Annotated in this window: 14 protein-coding genes; 3 read left to right on the top strand and 11 right to left on the bottom strand. The window is 61.4% G+C overall.

What is annotated here, in order from left to right:
• Positions 1 to 10 precede the first annotated feature (10 nt).
• From JN12_RS05830 to JN12_RS05815, 4 genes are all read right to left on the bottom strand, one after another.
• Complete coding sequence (locus JN12_RS05830) at positions 11 to 1,348, bottom strand: TldD/PmbA family protein (RefSeq protein WP_145019595.1); 1,338 nt, start codon at positions 1,346 to 1,348, stop codon at positions 11 to 13.
• A 57-nt stretch (positions 1,349 to 1,405) separates the two neighbouring features.
• Positions 1,406 to 1,855, bottom strand: coding sequence for an N-acetyltransferase (locus JN12_RS05825; protein ID WP_145019592.1), 450 nt, complete (start codon positions 1,853 to 1,855; stop codon positions 1,406 to 1,408).
• Positions 1,834 to 3,519: a DNA repair protein RecN gene (gene recN, locus JN12_RS05820; protein ID WP_145019590.1), complete on the bottom strand. Its 1,686-nt coding sequence runs from the start codon at positions 3,517 to 3,519 to the stop codon at positions 1,834 to 1,836. Before recN ends, JN12_RS05825 begins: the two co-directional genes overlap by 22 nt.
• A gap of 129 nt (positions 3,520 to 3,648) precedes the next feature.
• Positions 3,649 to 4,506, bottom strand: a complete 858-nt coding sequence (locus tag JN12_RS05815) for an NAD(+)/NADH kinase (protein ID WP_145019587.1) — start codon at positions 4,504 to 4,506, stop codon at positions 3,649 to 3,651.
• 138 nt (positions 4,507 to 4,644) lie between these two features.
• On the opposite strand from JN12_RS05815, the gene JN12_RS05810 reads away from it, so the two are divergent.
• Positions 4,645 to 7,170, top strand: coding sequence for a glycogen/starch/alpha-glucan phosphorylase (locus tag JN12_RS05810; protein ID WP_145019584.1), 2,526 nt, complete (start codon positions 4,645 to 4,647; stop codon positions 7,168 to 7,170).
• Between the two features lie 26 nt (positions 7,171 to 7,196).
• Positions 7,197 to 8,537 (top strand): replication-associated recombination protein A, encoded by a 1,341-nt coding sequence (locus tag JN12_RS05805; protein WP_145019582.1) that lies wholly within the window; start codon positions 7,197 to 7,199, stop codon positions 8,535 to 8,537.
• A 15-nt stretch (positions 8,538 to 8,552) separates the two neighbouring features.
• Here JN12_RS05805 and JN12_RS05800 read toward each other — a convergent pair whose 3' ends face one another.
• Together JN12_RS05800 and JN12_RS05795 are read right to left on the bottom strand one after the other, a co-directional pair.
• Positions 8,553 to 10,757: a putative bifunctional diguanylate cyclase/phosphodiesterase gene (locus tag JN12_RS05800; RefSeq protein ID WP_145019578.1), complete on the bottom strand. Its 2,205-nt coding sequence runs from the start codon at positions 10,755 to 10,757 to the stop codon at positions 8,553 to 8,555.
• Complete coding sequence (locus tag JN12_RS05795; protein WP_246125764.1) at positions 10,754 to 11,614, bottom strand: substrate-binding domain-containing protein; 861 nt, start codon at positions 11,612 to 11,614, stop codon at positions 10,754 to 10,756. The genes JN12_RS05800 and JN12_RS05795 overlap by 4 nt, the downstream gene beginning before the upstream one ends.
• A 213-nt stretch (positions 11,615 to 11,827) precedes the next feature.
• Here JN12_RS05795 and pfkA point away from each other — a divergent pair, with 213 nt between their 5' ends.
• Entirely contained in the window at positions 11,828 to 12,787 is a 960-nt protein-coding gene (gene pfkA / locus JN12_RS05790; protein WP_145019575.1) for a 6-phosphofructokinase, read from the top strand.
• 219 nt (positions 12,788 to 13,006) lie between these two features.
• On the opposite strand, the gene vapC is transcribed toward pfkA, so the two are convergent.
• The 5 genes from vapC to JN12_RS05765 all read right to left on the bottom strand — a co-directional run bounded on the left by vapC (position 13,007) and on the right by JN12_RS05765 (position 16,886).
• Entirely contained in the window at positions 13,007 to 13,408 is a 402-nt protein-coding gene (gene vapC, locus JN12_RS05785; protein ID WP_145019572.1) for a type II toxin-antitoxin system tRNA(fMet)-specific endonuclease VapC, read from the bottom strand.
• Entirely contained in the window at positions 13,408 to 13,635 is a 228-nt protein-coding gene (gene vapB, locus JN12_RS05780; RefSeq protein ID WP_145019569.1) for a type II toxin-antitoxin system antitoxin VapB, read from the bottom strand. The genes vapC and vapB overlap by 1 nt, the downstream gene beginning before the upstream one ends.
• A gap of 146 nt (positions 13,636 to 13,781) precedes the next feature.
• Positions 13,782 to 14,939, bottom strand: coding sequence for an ABC transporter permease (locus JN12_RS05775; protein WP_145019866.1), 1,158 nt, complete (start codon positions 14,937 to 14,939; stop codon positions 13,782 to 13,784).
• 10 nt (positions 14,940 to 14,949) lie between these two features.
• Entirely contained in the window at positions 14,950 to 15,672 is a 723-nt protein-coding gene (locus JN12_RS05770; RefSeq protein WP_145019566.1) for an ABC transporter ATP-binding protein, read from the bottom strand.
• Positions 15,672 to 16,886 (bottom strand): efflux RND transporter periplasmic adaptor subunit, encoded by a 1,215-nt coding sequence (locus JN12_RS05765; protein ID WP_145019563.1) that lies wholly within the window; start codon positions 16,884 to 16,886, stop codon positions 15,672 to 15,674. Before JN12_RS05765 ends, JN12_RS05770 begins: the two co-directional genes overlap by 1 nt.
• Between the last annotated feature and the right edge of the window lie 164 nt (positions 16,887 to 17,050).

Here is a 17,050-nt window from a genome sequence, read left to right as displayed (position 1 = left end):
AATCGCCCCGTTAATGGCCGCTCACATCCAGCGCGGCGACCCTGAGCGACGGGGCGCTGACCGCGCCGAAGATGCGCAGATCGTCCCCCACCTGTTCGACACAGCGGAAGAGATCCATGATATTGCCGCTGATGGCGATCTCCTTCACCGGGTGGACAATCGCCCCGTTCTGCACGAGATAGCCGGCAGCACCGACGGAGAAATCACCGGAGATACTGTTGGCGGTATGCATGCCGATGACGTCGGTGAGCAGAATCCCCTGCTCAATTCCGTCCAGAAGTCGGGAGGCCGGGGTCTGGCCGTTTTCGATGATGAAATTGGTCACTCCCAGGTGCGGGAGCCCTTTCACGCCGCCACGGGCCGCGTTGCCGGTGGATGCCCGCCCCATTTTCCGGCCATAGAGGGTATCGTAGAGAAACCCCTTCAGCTCGCCGTCCGCCACCAGGAGGGTGTTCCGCTGGGCCACCCCCTCGCCGTCGAACGGGGCAGTGGCCATGCCGCCCGCCAGAATGCCGTCGTCCCTGATGCGCAGGCAGGAAGAGAAGCAGTGCTCCCCTTCCTTGCCGGCCAGGAGCGATTTCCCCTTGTAGACATTTTCGGCCAGAAACGACGGGGCGAGCAGTTCCAGGATGTCGGTCGCCACATGGTTGTCCAGCACTGCCGGACAGCGCATGGAGGGGATCTTCCGGGCGCCCAGCAGGCCGACGGCCCGCTCCACGGCCCCGGCGGCGATCCGGGCAATATCGATGTCGGCAAAGCGGGCGCTGAAGCCGAAGTCCCACCCCATCTGGGAATCGCCGTTCGCCTCGGCAATCGGCACCACGCTGCTGGAGACCGAACTGCCCCGGTAGCCGCCGCTGACCCCGCGGGAATTGCGCAGGTAGACGCTATAGTCGTTCTCACCGTAGGTGGCCTTGCGCACCCGCTTTACCCGTGGGTCGGCCGCCAGCACCAGCCGCTCCAGCTCCAGTGCCCGCCCTACCTTGTCGCTTTCCGCCACCCCCTGCAGATCGGGATCGAACAGGCCATCGATGACCGGATACACCTGGGGACCGGGAAGGTCGTTGTCCGGGTCCGGGCTCTGGGTCGTTGCCCCCACCAGGGCGTTGTCGATCATCAGATCAAGGTCTGCCTGGTCCAGGCTGGTGGAATAGGAGAATCCCATCCCCTGTCCCTTGAGCAGCCGGACGCTCACTCCGACAGGATTGGAGCACTTGAAGGTATCCACCTTCCGTTCCTTCACCTCGATGGAGAGGTTGCGGGAAGAGCCGGCCATGATCTCGTACCCGTCCAGTCCGCGCCCCTTCAAAAGCGCCTCCACGCGGTCGGCAAGATGTTCCAGGTTCATAAACGTTTCTCCAGTTTCACGCAGTTCTTAACCAGTCACCAGTCACCAGTCACCGGTTCAAAGATCCATGATCATGGCGATCTCGTCGCAATCGGGGAATTTCACGCACTTCATGCAGTCGCCCCACACCTTGTGGGGGAGCTGGCTCTTGTCGACGATCGTGAAGCCAAACTTGGCAAAGAAGTCGGGCTTGTAGGTGAGGCAGAAGATCCTCTTCAGCCCCAATTCCCGCGCCTCGTCGATGCAGGCCCCCACCACCCGGCTGCCGACCCCCTTGCGGCAGGCATCCTCGGCCACGGCCACGGAACGGACCTCGGCCAGGTCCTCCCAGACGATATGCAGGGCCGACGTCCCAAGGAGACGGCCATCCTCTTCCACGATGTAGAAGTCGCGAATCGACTCGTACAGTTCGGACAGGGAACGGGAGAGCATGTCCCCGCGATTGGCGTAGGTGGTGAGGAGCTTCTGGATCTCCTTGACGTCCGTTATCTGGGCTTTGCGGAGCATACGCCCCTCCTTTCCTCTGCCAGGAGTTCCCGGGCATGTTGCCGGGTGGTGTCGGTAACGGTCACCCCGCCGAGCATCCGGGCTATTTCCGCGACCCGCTCCTCAAGGTCCAGGGGGGTGACCGTGGTCGTTGTCCTTCCGTCGACCACCCCTTTGGCAACCCGGCAGTGGTGATCGGCACAGGCAGCCACCTGGGGGAGATGGGTGATGCAGAGCACCTGCTGCCTCGCGGCCACGTTGCGGAGCTTTCGCCCCACCAGGGCCGACGTTGCACCGCCGATACCGGTGTCCACCTCGTCGAACACCAGGGTGGGCACGTCGCTTTCCGGGTGGACCTGCTTGATGGCCAGCATCAGGCGGGACAGTTCGCCGCCTGATGCGATCCTGGCCAGCGGCTTCGGCGCCTCGCCCGGGTTGGCGGAAAAGAGGAACTCCCCCCGCTCCAGGCCGTTCTCCCGCGGCTCGGGCAGAGGCTCCAAAAGCACCTCCAGGTGGGCGTTGGCCATGGCCAGTTCGCCGAGCTCCCGGGTCACGGCCGTTGCGAACGCTTTTGCCGCCTCGGCCCGCCGGGCGGACAGTTCGCCGCCGAGAGCGGCCATCTCCTGCACCATTGCGGCACGTTTCTCTTCCAGTTCATCCCGCGAGCGGTCCAGGTTGCGCAACTGGTCCAGCTCGCGCCCCGCGGCCCCTTGCCAGGCAAGGACCTCCGCAATGGTGGCCCCGTATTTCTTCTTCAGCCTCCGCAGCAGGTCGAGCCGGTCGTCCACGGCCTGCAGACGGGCCGGGTCGGCCTCGATGCGCGAGACATAATCCCTGAGCGAGAGGGCCGTATCTTCCAGCTGGGCAAAGGCCGAGCCCACCGCATCCTGGAGCGGCGCCAGTGATGAATCGATTGCTGTCCCCTCGGCAATGGCGGCCTGAATCTGGCGCAGGCTCCCCAGCACGGTCACCTCGCCGTCGTAGAGGAGTTCATAGGCCGCCTGGCTCCGGGCCAGGAGCTTTTCGCCGTGGGCCAGGATATTCCGCTCCTGTTCCAGTTCCTCCTCTTCACCCGGCACCAGCTTGGCCGCGCCGATCTCTTCCACCTGGAAGGCAAGGAGGTCGAGCCGCTGGGCCGTCTCCCGCTCGCCGGCCGCCAGACGGTCGATCTCGGCCAGCGTCTCCCGAAAAGCAGTATGGAGAGCGGCAAAGCGGCTCCTGATCTCCACCAGGCCGGCGTAGCTGTCCAGGAGCAGCAGGTGCTGTTCCGGGCGGGTCAGGTTCTGGGCCTCGTGCTGGCCGTAGATGTTCACCAGCTGGCGGCTCACCTCGGCCAGGAGGGCCGTGGTGGCCAGGCTGCCGTTCAGGAAGACCCGGTTGCGGCCGGAACGGGCAACTGTCCGCTTCACCACCAGTTCCCCGTCGCAGTCTATTCCGGCCCCAGCCAGGGCAGCCACCACCTCGGGCCGGGCATCGACCTGGAACAGCGCCTCAACGCTCGCCTCCTCCTCGCCGGTCCGGATCAGGTCGCTGGAGGCACGCCCCCCCAACAGGAGGTTGACCGCGTCGATGATGATCGACTTCCCGGCACCGGTCTCCCCGGTCAGCACCGTCAGCCCCGGGCTAAAAGAGACCCGCAGGCTGTCGATGATGGCAACGTTTTTTATGGAAAGGTCGGTAAGCATAAATCCCTGTTCGCGTTCAAAAATGCCCAGGTGCTAGGCGCCAAGGAGCGAGGAGTGAGGCGTACCGGAGGTACGCTGCAGCGACGAGCGACGAAGGCAACGACGCAGATGGGTATTTTTCGACGCGAACTATCTTTCCCCCCACTTCAGTTTGGCCCTGAGCACCCCGAAATAGTCCTTGCTGCCGGACATGATCAGCCGGGCGCAGTGACTGGCCCGCCGCACATGGATCACGTCCCCGCTGCGGAGTTCCAGCCCGACCTGGCCGTCCAGGGTGAGAAAGACATCCTCGTCCGCCAGCGAACTGACCGAGACCATGACCAGCGAATCATCGTCGACGATGATGGGGCGATTGGTAAGCGTGTGCGGACAGATAGGGGTTATGGCGATACAGTTCATGGCCGGATGGATGATCGCCCCGCCCGCGGAGAGGGAGTAGCCGGTGGAACCGGTGGGGGTGGTGATGATCAGACCGTCGGCCTTGAAGGTGGTCAGGTACTGTTTGTTGACCATGGTTTCCAGATCGACGATCCGGGCCATGGCTCCCTTGTTGATCACCACGTCGTTCAGCACCGCGTGGCAGGCGATCTCCGCACCGTCCCGCTCCACGGTTGCCTGCAGCATCATCCGCTCGGAGATGCGGTGCTCTCCGGCAATGCACCGCTCCAGGGTGGGATAGAGTTCTTCCAGGGTGATTTCGGTGAGAAAGCCGAGGCTCCCCAGGTTCACCCCCAGGATCGGGATGCCGCGGTCGCCGATCTGCCGGGCCGCCGAGATGAGGGTACCGTCCCCACCAAGAACCACGACCAGGTCGGCCTGCTCGGTGAACAGCACGTTCTCGATGCCGCTCGGAAGCAGCAGATGCCGGGCCAGGTGGGCATCCACAAACGGTTCCAGCCCCCGGGCGGTCAGCCACTCGAACAGCTCGCTTGCCACCCCCTGACAGCGGGGGTCGTGCACCTTGGCTAGTACCGCAATTTTCTTCATCTTTCCGCCCCGGTTGTGGTATAGGTACGATTTTAACTAACATAGATAATTATGACTGTCTATGGAAATCCTGGCCAATTACTCTATACTTGGTGACGATGCGCAGGGCCATTAACGACCGCTCACAAGGATAACACAATGCCTGAAACGCCCGCCGAAAATCTTCCCACCCCGGAACTTGACCCGATGATGCTGATCATCAAGTCGTTCCTGGAGCACCTTGAGTATACCCTGGGGAAAGACAAATACTCGGCAACCACGTTCGATATCTACAATGCCCTCAGTTATGCGGTGCGGGACCGGCTGGTGGAGCGGTGGCTCGACACCCAGCAGGCCTATTATAACGAAGACCCCAAGCGGGTCTACTACGTCTCCATGGAATTCCTGATGGGGAGGACCCTGGAGAACAGCCTGGTGAACCTGGGGATGCTGGACCAGTTCCGGGAGGCGATGGAAACCCTGGGCTACGACTTCGCCAAGGTCGTGGACCAGGAGCAGGACGCCGGCCTGGGGAACGGCGGCCTGGGCAGACTGGCCGCCTGTTTCCTCGACTCCATGGCCACCATGTCGATCCCGGCCTACGGCTACGGCATCCGCTACGAATACGGCATCTTCCGCCAGAAGATCCACGACGGCGCCCAGTTGGAGATCCCGGACAACTGGCTCCGCTACGCCAACCCCTGGGAACTGGACCGTCAGGAGCACCTGCACCTGGTCAAGTTCTACGGCAAGGTGACCACCAGGCTGGCCGCCGATGGTTCGGTCCGCTACGAGTGGGTTGACAGCGAGGATGTCATGGCCATGGCCTACGACATCCCGACCCCCGGCTACAACACCCACACGGTCAATACCCTGCGGCTCTGGAGCGCCAAGGCCACCCGCGAGTTCGACCTGAACTTCTTCAACGAAGGGAACTACATCCGGGCCGTGGAAAAGAAGATGATGTCCGAGAATATCTCCAAGGTTCTCTATCCGGCCGACAACGTCCAGGAAGGGCGGGAACTCCGCCTCAAGCAGGAGTACTTCCTCGCCTCGTCCACCATCCACGACGTACTCTACCGGTTCAAGAAGATGCACACCGACCTCCGCGACCTGCCGGACAAGGTGGCGATCCAGTTGAACGACACCCACCCGGCCCTGGCGATCCCGGAAATGATGCGGGTCCTCATGGACCTGGAAGGGCTTTCCTGGGACGAAGCCTGGGAGATCACGGTCCGGACCTTTGCCTACACCAACCACACCATCCTCCCCGAGGCGCTGGAACGGTGGCCGGTCTGGTTCTTCGAGCATATCCTGCCGCGCCATCTGCTCATCATCTACGAAATCAACGAACGGTTCCTGAGCGAGGTGCGCAAACATTTCCCCGGCGATGCAGGCAGGGTGGAACGGATGTCCATCATCGAGGAGCACTGGGAACGAAGGGTGCGGATGGCCAACCTGGCCATTGTCGGCAGCCATTCGGTGAACGGCGTGGCGGCCCTGCACTCGGAAATCCTCAAGAAAGACCTGTTTAAGGACTTCTTCGAGATGTACCCGGAACGGTTCAACAACAAGACCAACGGCATCACCCAGCGCCGCTGGCTGAAAAAGGCCAATCCGAGCCTGTCCGGGCTGATCACCGAGGCGATCGGCGACGGCTGGGTCACCGACCTGTACGAGTTGCAGAAGCTCCGCCCCCTGGCCGGGGACGCCGAGTTCCGCCGCCGCTGGCGCGAGGTGAAGCGGGATGCCAAAAGCCGCCTGGCCGGCTACATCGCCCACCACAACCACCTCCAGGTCAACCTTGACTCCATGTTCGACTGCCAGGTGAAGCGGATCCACGAATACAAACGCCAACTGCTCAATATCCTGCATGTGATCACGCTCTACAACCGGATCAAGGACAACCCGAACCTGAAAATGGCGCCACGGACCATCATCTTCAGCGGCAAGGCGGCGCCGTCCTATTTCATCGCCAAGCTGATCATCCGGTTGGCCAACGCGGTCGCCTCCGTGGTCAACTGCGATCCGGACGTAGGGGACCGGCTGAAGGTCCTGTTCCTGGCCAATTACAGCGTCTCCCTGGCCGAGATGATCTTCCCGGCCTCAGACCTGTCGGAGCAGATATCCACCGCCGGCACCGAGGCGTCCGGTACCGGCAACATGAAATTCACCCTGAACGGGGCGCTGACCATCGGCACCCTGGACGGGGCCAACATCGAGATCATGGAGGAGGTGGGCCGCGAGAACATCTTCATCTTCGGCCTCACCACCGACGAGGTCCTGAAGCTCCGCCCCACCTACAACCCCAGGCAGTGGTACAACGAAAACCGGGAGCTGAAACGGGTCATCGACATGATCGCCTGCGGCGACTTCTCCCCGACCGACCCGGACCTGTTCCTCCCCCTTGTCGACACCCTCCTGAACAAGGGGGACAACTACCTGCTCCTGGCCGACTACGCCTCCTACGCGGCCTGCCAGGAGGAAGTGGGCAGGCTGTTCCTGGACCAGGAGGAGTGGACCCGGCGCGCCATCCTCAACACTGCCGGTATGGGCAAATTCTCCAGCGACCGGACCATCGACGAATACGCCAACGGTATCTGGGGAGTACAGACCCACTGCGTCAGCACCGATGCCCGCCGTTCCGCCCTGGGAGACCTCGGGCTCCACGGGCTTGACATCTGACCGCGATTCCGCTACCAGTACCAGCCATGAGCACCACTTCCAGCACCAACCCCGCAACTGCCCCGCTTGCCGAGCGGATGCGCCCCCGGACCCTGGCCGAATTCATCGGCCAGGAACATCTGCTGGGGCCGGGCCGGATGCTGCGCCGCCTGATCGAGACCGACCGCCTCCCTTCGCTCATCTTCTGGGGCCCGCCGGGGTGCGGCAAGACGACCCTGGCCAGGGTCATCGCCGAAACCACACGGGCACATTTCATCTTTTTCTCCGCCATCCTCTCCGGCGTAAAGGAGATCAGGGAGATCGTCAAGGAGGCGGAGGCTGAGCAGGCAGCCAGCGGTCGGAACACCATCCTCTTCGTGGACGAGATCCACCGCTTCAACAAGTCCCAGCAGGACGCCTTTCTCCCCTACGTGGAGCGGGGCACCTTCACCATCATCGGCGCCACCACCGAAAACCCCTCCTTCGAGGTGATCGCGCCGCTCCTCTCCCGCTGCAAGGTGCTGGTCCTCAAACCGCTGGCCACGGAGGAACTGGAGCGGATCGTCCGCCAGGCACTCACCGATCCGGAACGGGGAATTGGCGTGCAGGGTCTGGCCATCGACGACGATGCCCTGACCCTGGCTGCCGACAGTGCCGACGGCGACGCCCGGGTGGCCCTGAACACCCTGGAGACGGCGGCCCGCCTGGCAACCGGCCAGGTGATCGACCAGACCGCCATCCTGGAGGCGCTGCAAAAGAAGCCGCTCCTCTACGACAAGGGGGGGGAGGAGCATTACAACGTCATCTCGGCCTTCATAAAGTCGATGCGGGGGAGCGACCCGGACGGCGCGCTCTACTGGCTGGCCCGGATGCTGGAGGCGGGCGAGGACCCGCTCTTCATCCTCCGCCGGATGGTGATCCTGGCCTCGGAGGATATCGGCAACGCCGATCCGCGGGCGCTCCAGATGGCGGTGGCCGCCCTCCAGGGGTTCCAGCTGGTCGGCCTGCCCGAGGGGCGGATCATCCTCGGCCAGGCAGTCACCTACCTGGCCACGGCCCCAAAATCCAACGCCTCCTATGCAGGAATCAACGCGGCCATGGCCGAGGTGAGAAAGAGCGGCGCCCTGCCGGTCCCGCTCCATATCCGCAACGCCCCCACCAGGTTGATGAAGGAGTTGGGGTACCATAAGGGGTACAAGTACGCCCACGACTCGGCAACCGGCTATGTCCCCCAGGAATACCTGCCGGACAGGCTGCAGGGAACGAAGTACTACGACCCGAAAGGGCACGGCTACGAAAAGACCATCAAGGAGCGGATGGAATGGCTGCGGCAGCAGTACGGGGGAAAAGGCGGAACGGGCAGGAAACGCGGTGACGGGGGGGAATGAGGCGCTGTGCCGTTGTCAGGCAACGGCAGCGTTATCGGGGGCTTCTCTCAGCAGGGCAAGCAGCTGCTCCTCCGGCATCGGCCGATGGAAATGGTACCCCTGGAACTCTTTACACCCCTGCCCTTGCAGGAATGCCAACTGCTCCCCGGTTTCGACCCCTTCGGCAATAACTTCAAGGCGCATGCGGCTCGCCACGGCAATGATGGCCTCCACAATCGCCCGGTCATTGGAGTTGTTGCAGAGATCACGCACAAACGAGCGGTCTATCTTCAACCGGTCTATGGGAAAGTTCTTCAGGTAGCCCAGCGACGAATATCCGGCCCCGAAATCATCCACCACAATGGAGAGCTCGAGCGCCTTCAGCCTGAAAAGCGTGTTCACCGTGGCTTCGGCATTGACCATGAGCGTGGTCTCGGTCAGTTCCAGTTCCAGATAACGGGGATCAACGCCGGTTTCGTCCAGAATGCTGCTCACGGTATTGATGAATGAACTCTGACTGAATTGCCGGGCGGAAACGTTCACCGCAACCCTGAGCAGCGGAAGGCCGGCATCGCGCCACGCTTTCATCTTCTGACAGGCGCTTCTCAGCACCCACTCACCAAGAGGCACGATCAGCCCGGAATCCTCTGCCAGCGGGATGAACGCATCGGGCATGATCCGTCCCAACCGCTGATGCTGCCAGCGGACGAGGGCCTCCACCGCCACGATCTCATCTCCTCCGGCACCCATGATCGGCTGGAACTCAAGCCGGAAATCCTTCCGCTCCAGCGCATGTCGCAGTTCTGTTTCCAGTTCCATCCGGTCGTGAGCCTTGCGATTCATCTCCTGGGAGAAGAAGTTGAAAGCATTGCGCCCACAATCCTTGGCCGCGTACATGGCCATATCCGCGCTCCGCAGAAGCGTTTCCACGTCCCGACCATCCTCCGGGTACAGGGCAATGCCAATGCTTGCCGACGAATAGACATCACGACCGTGTATCGCGAAGGGAGGCTCGATGCAGTCCAGCAGATTCTGGGCAACGTGCGCGACATTGAGCTCTTCGCCTATCGAAGGCAACAATACGACAAACTCGTCACCTCCCAGCCGGGCAAGGGTGTCACTGGTCCGGATGCATGACCGCAGACGCCTGGCAACCGCCATGAGAAGCAGGTCGCCACTGGCATGCCCCTGGGTATCGTTGATGTCCTTAAAGTTATCAAGGTCGAGGAACAACACCGCAACCTTCCCACTCTCTCTGGCAGCCCTCGCCAGAGCCTGTTCCAGCCGGTCCAGGAGGAGCGAGCGATTGGGGAGTCCGGTCAGGCTGTCGAAATAGGCCAGCCGCTGAATCTGTTCTTCATATTTCTTGCGTTCGGTGACATCTTCCAACAGTGTGGCAAACAGGCCCTCCTGGGGGGAAAACAGGGAAACGTTGAAACAGCGCTTTGTCTCGGGCTGTTCCAGCTCGAACGTGTACTGCTCGCCACTGCCCATAATACGCACGGCCTCTGGCAGGTTTTCCAGTATGGCGCCGTTGAACAGCTCGGCGCCATCACTGCCGATGACATCCTGCCGTTTCTGACCGAGGATCGATTCGCAGGCGGGATTGACTTCGATCACACTGAACGAGATCGCCCTTTCGTCAGGGCCGGTGACAACCCGGTACAGTGCCAACCCTTCCTTCATCGAATCATAAATGGAGCGGAATTTGTTCTCACTCTCCTTCAGTGACCGGTGCGCCCGCCGAACGGCGCGCAGCGGCAACGTGCGCAGCACCACAAAGACGAGCCCCCCGCAAAGCAGCGCTCCAAAGGCAACTCCTGCCGTTTCCAACAGCAGCGGTCGCAGGGACCGGGAAATCTCGATCTTCGCAACGGGAACGCCGGCATCGTAAATATCATGGCTACGCACAACAATGGGTGGAGCCAGAGAATCGACATGCTCGGCAACAATGGCCCCCTGACGATCCAGTATCCGCCGCCCCTCGGAAATTTCCGTCGAGCTCCGCCGTTCGAGCAGTTCGGCCAGCCTGATCTGCTCGAAGTACCACATGGTGGGATTGGCCGTCACCATGGAGTTGACGGCGTGCGCATTGATCTCGGCCTGGCTATCGAGACTTCCCACCATATACTGATAGGAAACGGAAAAATAGCCCGCCGGAATCAGAACCGACAGCAGCAGGGCAATGATGCCGGCAATCGTCGTGGTGACACGATGTATTGAGCGTTCCTGTGGCGTCATTTGTCGCCCCTGTCACGGGCAGAAACGAGCACGCCGAACTTTTCGGCAAGTGCCCGCCCCGGCGCAGAATAGATAAATTCCAGGAATTTCAGCGCGGCTGGCAGCGTATTCTTTGTGGTGACAAAACGGATCTCCTTGGCAAGCGGATAGGTCCCGCTGGCCAGCGTCTTCACCGTGGCCTTGACTCCGTTCAGAGAGAGCGGATTCAGCGCCGGCTTGTCCACCAAGAGCGAGGTCAGGCCCGAAGCTCCCAGGGCACCGGGTGTTGCCGCCACCATCTCATTGGATTCCGGGTCCGTAACCGCGACGATCATTCCCTTCCGGTTGCGGGCCGCAGTTATGGCAGCATCCATACCGGGAGACAGTCCACGCAAAATCGTGGTATCGATATCCCCCTCGGCACGCAGGATCAGCCGGAGCGGCTTACCGTTCTGCCAGGTGCGCACCTTCCCGCGATATATCTCTTCTGCCTCCCGGGTGGAGATATCCGTCCGGTGAACATTTCTGTGCGTCACGAACAGTACCGGAGTCTTACCGTATTCCCGCGCCAGGGCACCTTGCGCCGCCTCCTCCGGCTTCAACGGCTTGCTGCTTACCGCAATATCCAGCACCCCCGCAATAAGGGCCTTGATCGCGCCTGAACTTCCCAACGGTTTTTCCATGACGATCCTGACATCCGGACGTATCTTCCGGTACGAAGCAACCATAGGCTCCATCATATCGAGTGCGCTCCCGGAACCATTGATCCTGATGGTCTCCGCTCCCTGGGCACTCTCCCCATCGGCACACAAAACGACAATGCCAATCATCAGGCACAAAACCGGCACAGATCTCGTGAGCCAGCACAGCGACACCATACACTCCCTCCAACTGACCGATGACATCATTTCAACCAGTTAAAGCTATATCGTCAAAAAAACCATCGCCTCAAGAAAAATTTTAATCTAACCCCCATTCGCGTGCCAACGGTTGCATACGGGCCAAAGATCAGTAAACTTCCACACCATGCACCCGGCGTTTCGTGCATGATGGTGACAGCCCTATAGAAACCTTGGACAATCGGAGGAACAATGAAAAAAATCGGCATTCTGACCAGCGGCGGCGACTGTTCCGGCATGAACGCGGCCATCCGGGCCGCGGTACGGACGGGGCTCCGGCTCGGCATCGATATGGTGGGGTTCCGCAAGGGGTACGCGGGGCTGATGAAAGGGGACTGCATCCCGCTGGACAACAAGGCGGTATCGGGCATCCTGCACCGGGGGGGCACCTTTCTCCAGTCGGCCCGCTCTCCGGAATTCCGTACCGCCGAAGGGCAGCAGAAGGCCCTGGAGAACCTCCGGAGCCTGGGCATCGACGGCTTGGTGGTGCTGGGGGGGGATGGTTCCCTGAACGGCGCCCTGGCCCTGCACCGGCTCGGCTTTCCGGTAGTCGGCATTCCGGCCAGCATCGACAACGACATCCCGTTCACCGATATGGCGATGGGAGTCGACACGGCTCTGAACAACATCATCTACGCCGTCGACTGCATCAAGGATACGGCCAGTTCACATGCCCGGGCCTTTGTCATCGAGGTCATGGGCCGCAACTCCGGCTATCTGGCCAGCATCGCGGCCATCGCCTCCGGTGCGGAGTTCGCCTTGGTGCCGGAGCGGGAATTCGACCTGACCGAGATCTGTCAACAGTTGCGGGCACGCTACGAGGAGGGTCGCGACAACGCCATCATCATTCTCGCCGAAGGGGTGGGGCATGGCCAGGAGCTTGCCGACACCATCAAGGACGCCATCGGCTTCGAGACGAGGGTCACGGTGCTCGGCCACTACCAGCGGGGCGGCGCCCCGACGGTCTTCGACCGGCTCCTGGCCAGCCGTTTCGGCAAGCAGGCCGTGGAACTGCTGGTGGCCGGGCAGCAGGGGATCATGGTGGGCCTCTCCTGCAACGCCATCCTGGCCACCCCCATCGAGGACGTGGTCAAAGGTGAAAAGCGGCCGCAGGACGAGGTGCTGCGCCTGGCTGAGGTACTGGGGATCTGACGTTCATAGGGAAGTCGGCAGTTGCATGGAGTCCTCATTCACTCCGCTTCCCCGGAAGCCCGGGCGCTACGGTTTTGCCGTGGTAATCCGGACCTCACCGCTAACACGCCGATCTCTGCTCTTAAGGCCAGGTCAGGGACATCGGATGTCCAACACCCGGCGGCAGACCGTCTTCGCTTCGCGCCGCCGCTGCGCTCTCCCCCGTTCGCTGAGGAAAAACTAGGCTGTCCAATCGATAATATTGAGTGAAGGAATGCGTACGAATTCACGGGCATTATTGGTAACCATGGGTATGCCTAACGATACAGCATGAGCAGCAATCAGCATGTCCATGGAACCAATGGGCGTCCCCGCCTTTTCCAAACTTGTGCGGATATCACCATAAGCCAAGGCAGCTGCTTCATCAAACGGGACAATTTCCAGGGGGACAATAAATTCAGAAAGCGCTTTGGCATTTTTCTCGCGGTGGGCACTCTTGGCCACGCCATAACGCAATTCCGAAAGGGTAATGGCAGAAATGGCAATATCGCCGACTTGGTACTCCAAAAAATGATTAAGCACGGCAGCAGGTTGCCGCTTGATGATGTAGAGGCAGATATTGGTGTCGAGCATTAGCTTCATCAGAAGCTCTCCCGCTTATCCATTTGCGGCTGAACACGTTCGGACATGAAATCTCTGGAAAACTTTTTCAGACTTCCGAAAAGGGAATTCCATGAATCACTGCGGGGAATCAACTGGACAATGTTTCCACTTTTCTTAATGAATACCTCGCTATCGTCGAAACGAAACTCTTTGGGAAGCCTGACTGCCTGGCTTTGTCCATTTTGAAACAATTTTGCAGTTTTCATGATCAACCTCCGCAATAATATATACGTGAAGTATATATTCAGCTTTCCGAGTTGGCAAATTAAATTTCAGTAGCGAACTATCAGGCAGAAGTTACCGGCATGGTTGCGACAGAGAATTTAGGTGTCAGCCCGCAGAGTAATGATCATCACCCGATCCTCCTCAACCCCTCCGCGATCCGGATCGTCGCCCCCCGCCAGGAGGGAAAGATGCCGGCCACCACCCCGACCAGGAGCGCAGCGCCAAACTGCAGGGCAATGGTGGCCGGCGCCACGTTAAAGACCGGGAAAAACTGGGAGAGCGTGGCCTCGATCCAGCGGGCAGCCGGGAAGGTAAGGACGATCCCCAGCAAGCCGCCGGCAACGGCCACGAAAAGCGATTCGCCGAAGACCGTCCCGGCTATATGGATCCCCCGGAAGCCCAGGGCCTTCATGGTGGCATATTCGGCGAGCCGCTCCCGGGCGGTCATGGCCATGGTGTTGGCCGCCACCACCATGATGATGACGATCACCACGTAGGAGACGATCTGGATCGCCACCATGATCGCCTCGGTCATGGAGACGAAACTGAGCTGAAAGGCACGCTCCGTCTCGGTCAGAGTCTCTGCCAGGGAGTTCCTGAAAGTGGCGTCGATGGCCACGGCGACCTCCGCCGCCTGGTCGGGCCTCGCCACGCTGACCACGTAGATCCCTGCCTGATCGGCGCGCCGCGGCACAGTCCGGCGCAACGACTCATTGAGATAGTCCCAGTGAAAAAAGAACTGGGTCTCGTCGGTGCTCTTCTGGGCGCCATGGTAGATCCCCCGCAGCACCAGGTCCCACTGCCCCGGAAAGATGGTCCCTTTGAGGACGATCCGGTCCCCCACCTTCCAGCCGTATTTTTCCGCCAGTTTCCGTCCGGCAACCGCCCCCTGACGGTCGACGATGAACTCCCGCTTTTCCCCGTCGGACAGCACGAATTCCGGATAGAGCTCCAGAAAGGACTTAGGTTCAACGGCAAAGTTGGGAAAGAAGTTCTTCTCCGAAACATAGACCCCACCAAACCAGTTCATGATCCCCACCCCGGTTACGCCCGGTACCTGGCGAATCCGGTCCTGGTAGGCAATGGGGAGGGAAAAGACGAGGGAGATGGAGTTGCGGGTGACCAGGCGGGTGGCGGACGAGGTCTCGACCCCCAGATACCAGAGCCCCACCAGGGTTTTCAGCAGGCCAAAGGCGAGAATGGCGATCGCCACGCCGACCACCGTGAGGGTTGCCCGGAGTTTGTGACGGAAGGCATTGCGCAGAATGAGCTTGAAGTAGAACATGGGACCGGGATCAGGGACCGGGGACCGGGGAGATCGACGTCTCATGTTCGTTCGTCAGTATCCCCTTCTCCAGGTGCCTGACGATCCGGGCCTTTTCGGCGGCCCGCGGGTCATGGGTGACCATGATGATGGTCTTGCCGAATTCCTTCACCAGCCGGTCCATGAGGGACAGTATCTCGCCGGCCGAGACCCGGTCCAGGTCGCCGGTCGGCTCGTCGGCAACCAGGATCGCCGGATCGGTCACCATGGCCCTGGCCACGGCAACCCGCTGCTGCTGCCCGCCGGAGAGCTGCGACGGGTAATGGTCCATCCGGTCCGAGAGTCCCACCAGGGAAAGGACCGTCGTCACATGCTCCCGCCGCTCCCGCCGGGAGAGTCCGGTCAAAAGGAGCGGCATCTCGACGTTCTCGAAGGCGGTAAGGACCGGGATCAGGTTGTAGAACTGGAAGATAAAACCGACGTTGACCGCCCGCCAGGCGGCCAGTTCCGTCTCGGACAGGGTGGTGATCTCGATGCCGTTGACCCGGATGGAGCCGTCATCCACCCGGTCGATGCCGGCTATCAGGTTGAGGAGCGTGCTCTTGCCCGATCCCGAAGGCCCCATGAGCGCCAGGAACTCGCCGGTGGCGATATCCAGGGTGATCTCTTCCAGGACCGGGACGATCTGGTCCCCCCGGCGGTAGGACTTGACGACGTTATTCAGGGCAACAATGGGAACGCTAGCGCTATCCATCACTTCTCCCCCGTCTTTATCCCGGACCCGTCCTTCAGCTTGTCAAGCGGCTTGGTAGCCACCTTGTCGCCGACCTTGACGCCTGCCCGCACCTCCACCAGGTCACCGACCTTCGCACCAAGGGAAATCGGCGTTTCCTTCACCTTGTCCCCCTGAATGACATAGACCACGCTTTTGCCGGTCCGCGTGGCCACGGCAGCAGGATTTATGGCGATCTTCGGCCGTTGTTCGGCCGGGGTCGTTGCCCGTTCCAGGAAGGCCACCTTGGCACTCATTTCCGGCAGGATGCGGGGATCGCGGTCCCTGAAGCGGACCTTGACCATGACCGTGGCCTTGCTCCGGTCGGCAGTGGGCACCACGGCATGGACCGCTCCCGGAAAGCGCAGGTCCGGAAAGGCATCCAGCTGGATCTCGCACGGCTGCCCCGACCTGACCTTTGCCAGGTTCGACTCGGAAACGTCCGCCTCCACCTGCAGCGACCCCAGGTCGGCAATGGTGACCACCGATGCCTTGGCATTGGCGGCCGCACCGAGGGGGGTGACGATATCGCCCACATCGGCGTTCTTGGTCAGCACCACGGCGTCGAACGGTGAACGGATCTGGGTGTAGTCGTCCGACACCCGGGCGCCTGCCTTTGCCGCCTCGGACACCTTCCGGCTGGCCTCGGCGGACGCCATTGCCGCCTTGGCCCGCTGATAGCGCGCCTCAGCGGCATCGAAATCGGCCTGGGCCACGATCCCCTGGCTAATCAGTTCCTGTTGCCGCCGGAAAGAACGACCGGCATCGTTCAGTTCGGCCCTCGCCTGTTCCACGTTGGCCGTGGCCAAAGCGACCCCGGCAACGGCCTGTTGCAGGGCAGCGGTGGTATCCCGGTTTTCCAGGCGGGCGATCACTTCTCCGGCGCGAATCCGGCTCCCCTCCTCCACCCCGAGCCACACGAGACGGCCGGTTGCCTTGGCCGCCAGTGCGGCCTTGCGCTGGGCAACCACATAGCCGCTGGCGTTCAGGACGGTAAAGGATTGGGAAGGATAGACCATGGAAACGGTTCCCACCTCCACCTGAACCTTCGGGACAAACGCCATCCTGGCCACTATCAGGAGCAGCGCCAGACAAACCAGGACAGCTCCCCACTTCAACGGCCGGCGAAAACGTGCCGGCTTTCCGCTCAGTGCCCGCTTTTCGATCTTCAATCGCGAAAGGTCCTCCTGTGTCATGCCGTAAACTCCTGACCTGTCGGTAATCAACGCTACGGTCAATCCTGAAACCCCGCTAATCCATAGCATTATTCAGGCACAATGAAAAGTGATTTGCCGTTGACGAGATGGTCTCGTACGGTAGAATACTGCATACGGTTTCTGTTCCCGAAGGCGGTTCCCCG

This window comes from Geobacter argillaceus, assembly GCF_007830735.1.
Lineage (GTDB): Bacteria > Desulfobacterota > Desulfuromonadia > Geobacterales > DSM-12255 > Geomobilibacter > Geomobilibacter argillaceus.
Note: the sequence above shows the minus strand (reverse complement) of the source record. Positions and strands in the feature narration are given on the sequence as shown.

Bases quoted from the DNA above. Each gene is read 5' to 3' on its own strand.
- JN12_RS05765 (WP_145019563.1), bottom strand. From the start codon at position 16,886: ATGACACAGGAGGACCTTTCGCGATTGAAGATCGAAAAGCGGGCACTG.
- vapC (WP_145019572.1), bottom strand. From the start codon at position 13,408: ATGAAGCTAATGCTCGACACCAATATCTGCCTCTACATCATCAAGCGG.
- JN12_RS05795 (WP_246125764.1), bottom strand. From the start codon at position 11,614: ATGGTGTCGCTGTGCTGGCTCACGAGATCTGTGCCGGTTTTGTGCCTG.
- pfkA (WP_145019575.1), top strand. From the start codon at position 11,828: ATGAAAAAAATCGGCATTCTGACCAGCGGCGGCGACTGTTCCGGCATG.
- vapB (WP_145019569.1), bottom strand. From the start codon at position 13,635: ATGAAAACTGCAAAATTGTTTCAAAATGGACAAAGCCAGGCAGTCAGG.
- JN12_RS05815 (WP_145019587.1), bottom strand. From the start codon at position 4,506: ATGAAGAAAATTGCGGTACTAGCCAAGGTGCACGACCCCCGCTGTCAG.
- JN12_RS05770 (WP_145019566.1), bottom strand. From the start codon at position 15,672: ATGGATAGCGCTAGCGTTCCCATTGTTGCCCTGAATAACGTCGTCAAG.
- recN (WP_145019590.1), bottom strand. From the start codon at position 3,519: ATGCTTACCGACCTTTCCATAAAAAACGTTGCCATCATCGACAGCCTG.
- JN12_RS05800 (WP_145019578.1), bottom strand. From the start codon at position 10,757: ATGACGCCACAGGAACGCTCAATACATCGTGTCACCACGACGATTGCC.
- JN12_RS05830 (WP_145019595.1), bottom strand. From the start codon at position 1,348: ATGAACCTGGAACATCTTGCCGACCGCGTGGAGGCGCTTTTGAAGGGG.
- JN12_RS05825 (WP_145019592.1), bottom strand. From the start codon at position 1,855: ATGCTCCGCAAAGCCCAGATAACGGACGTCAAGGAGATCCAGAAGCTC.
- JN12_RS05775 (WP_145019866.1), bottom strand. From the start codon at position 14,939: ATGTTCTACTTCAAGCTCATTCTGCGCAATGCCTTCCGTCACAAACTC.
- JN12_RS05810 (WP_145019584.1), top strand. From the start codon at position 4,645: ATGCCTGAAACGCCCGCCGAAAATCTTCCCACCCCGGAACTTGACCCG.
- JN12_RS05805 (WP_145019582.1), top strand. From the start codon at position 7,197: ATGAGCACCACTTCCAGCACCAACCCCGCAACTGCCCCGCTTGCCGAG.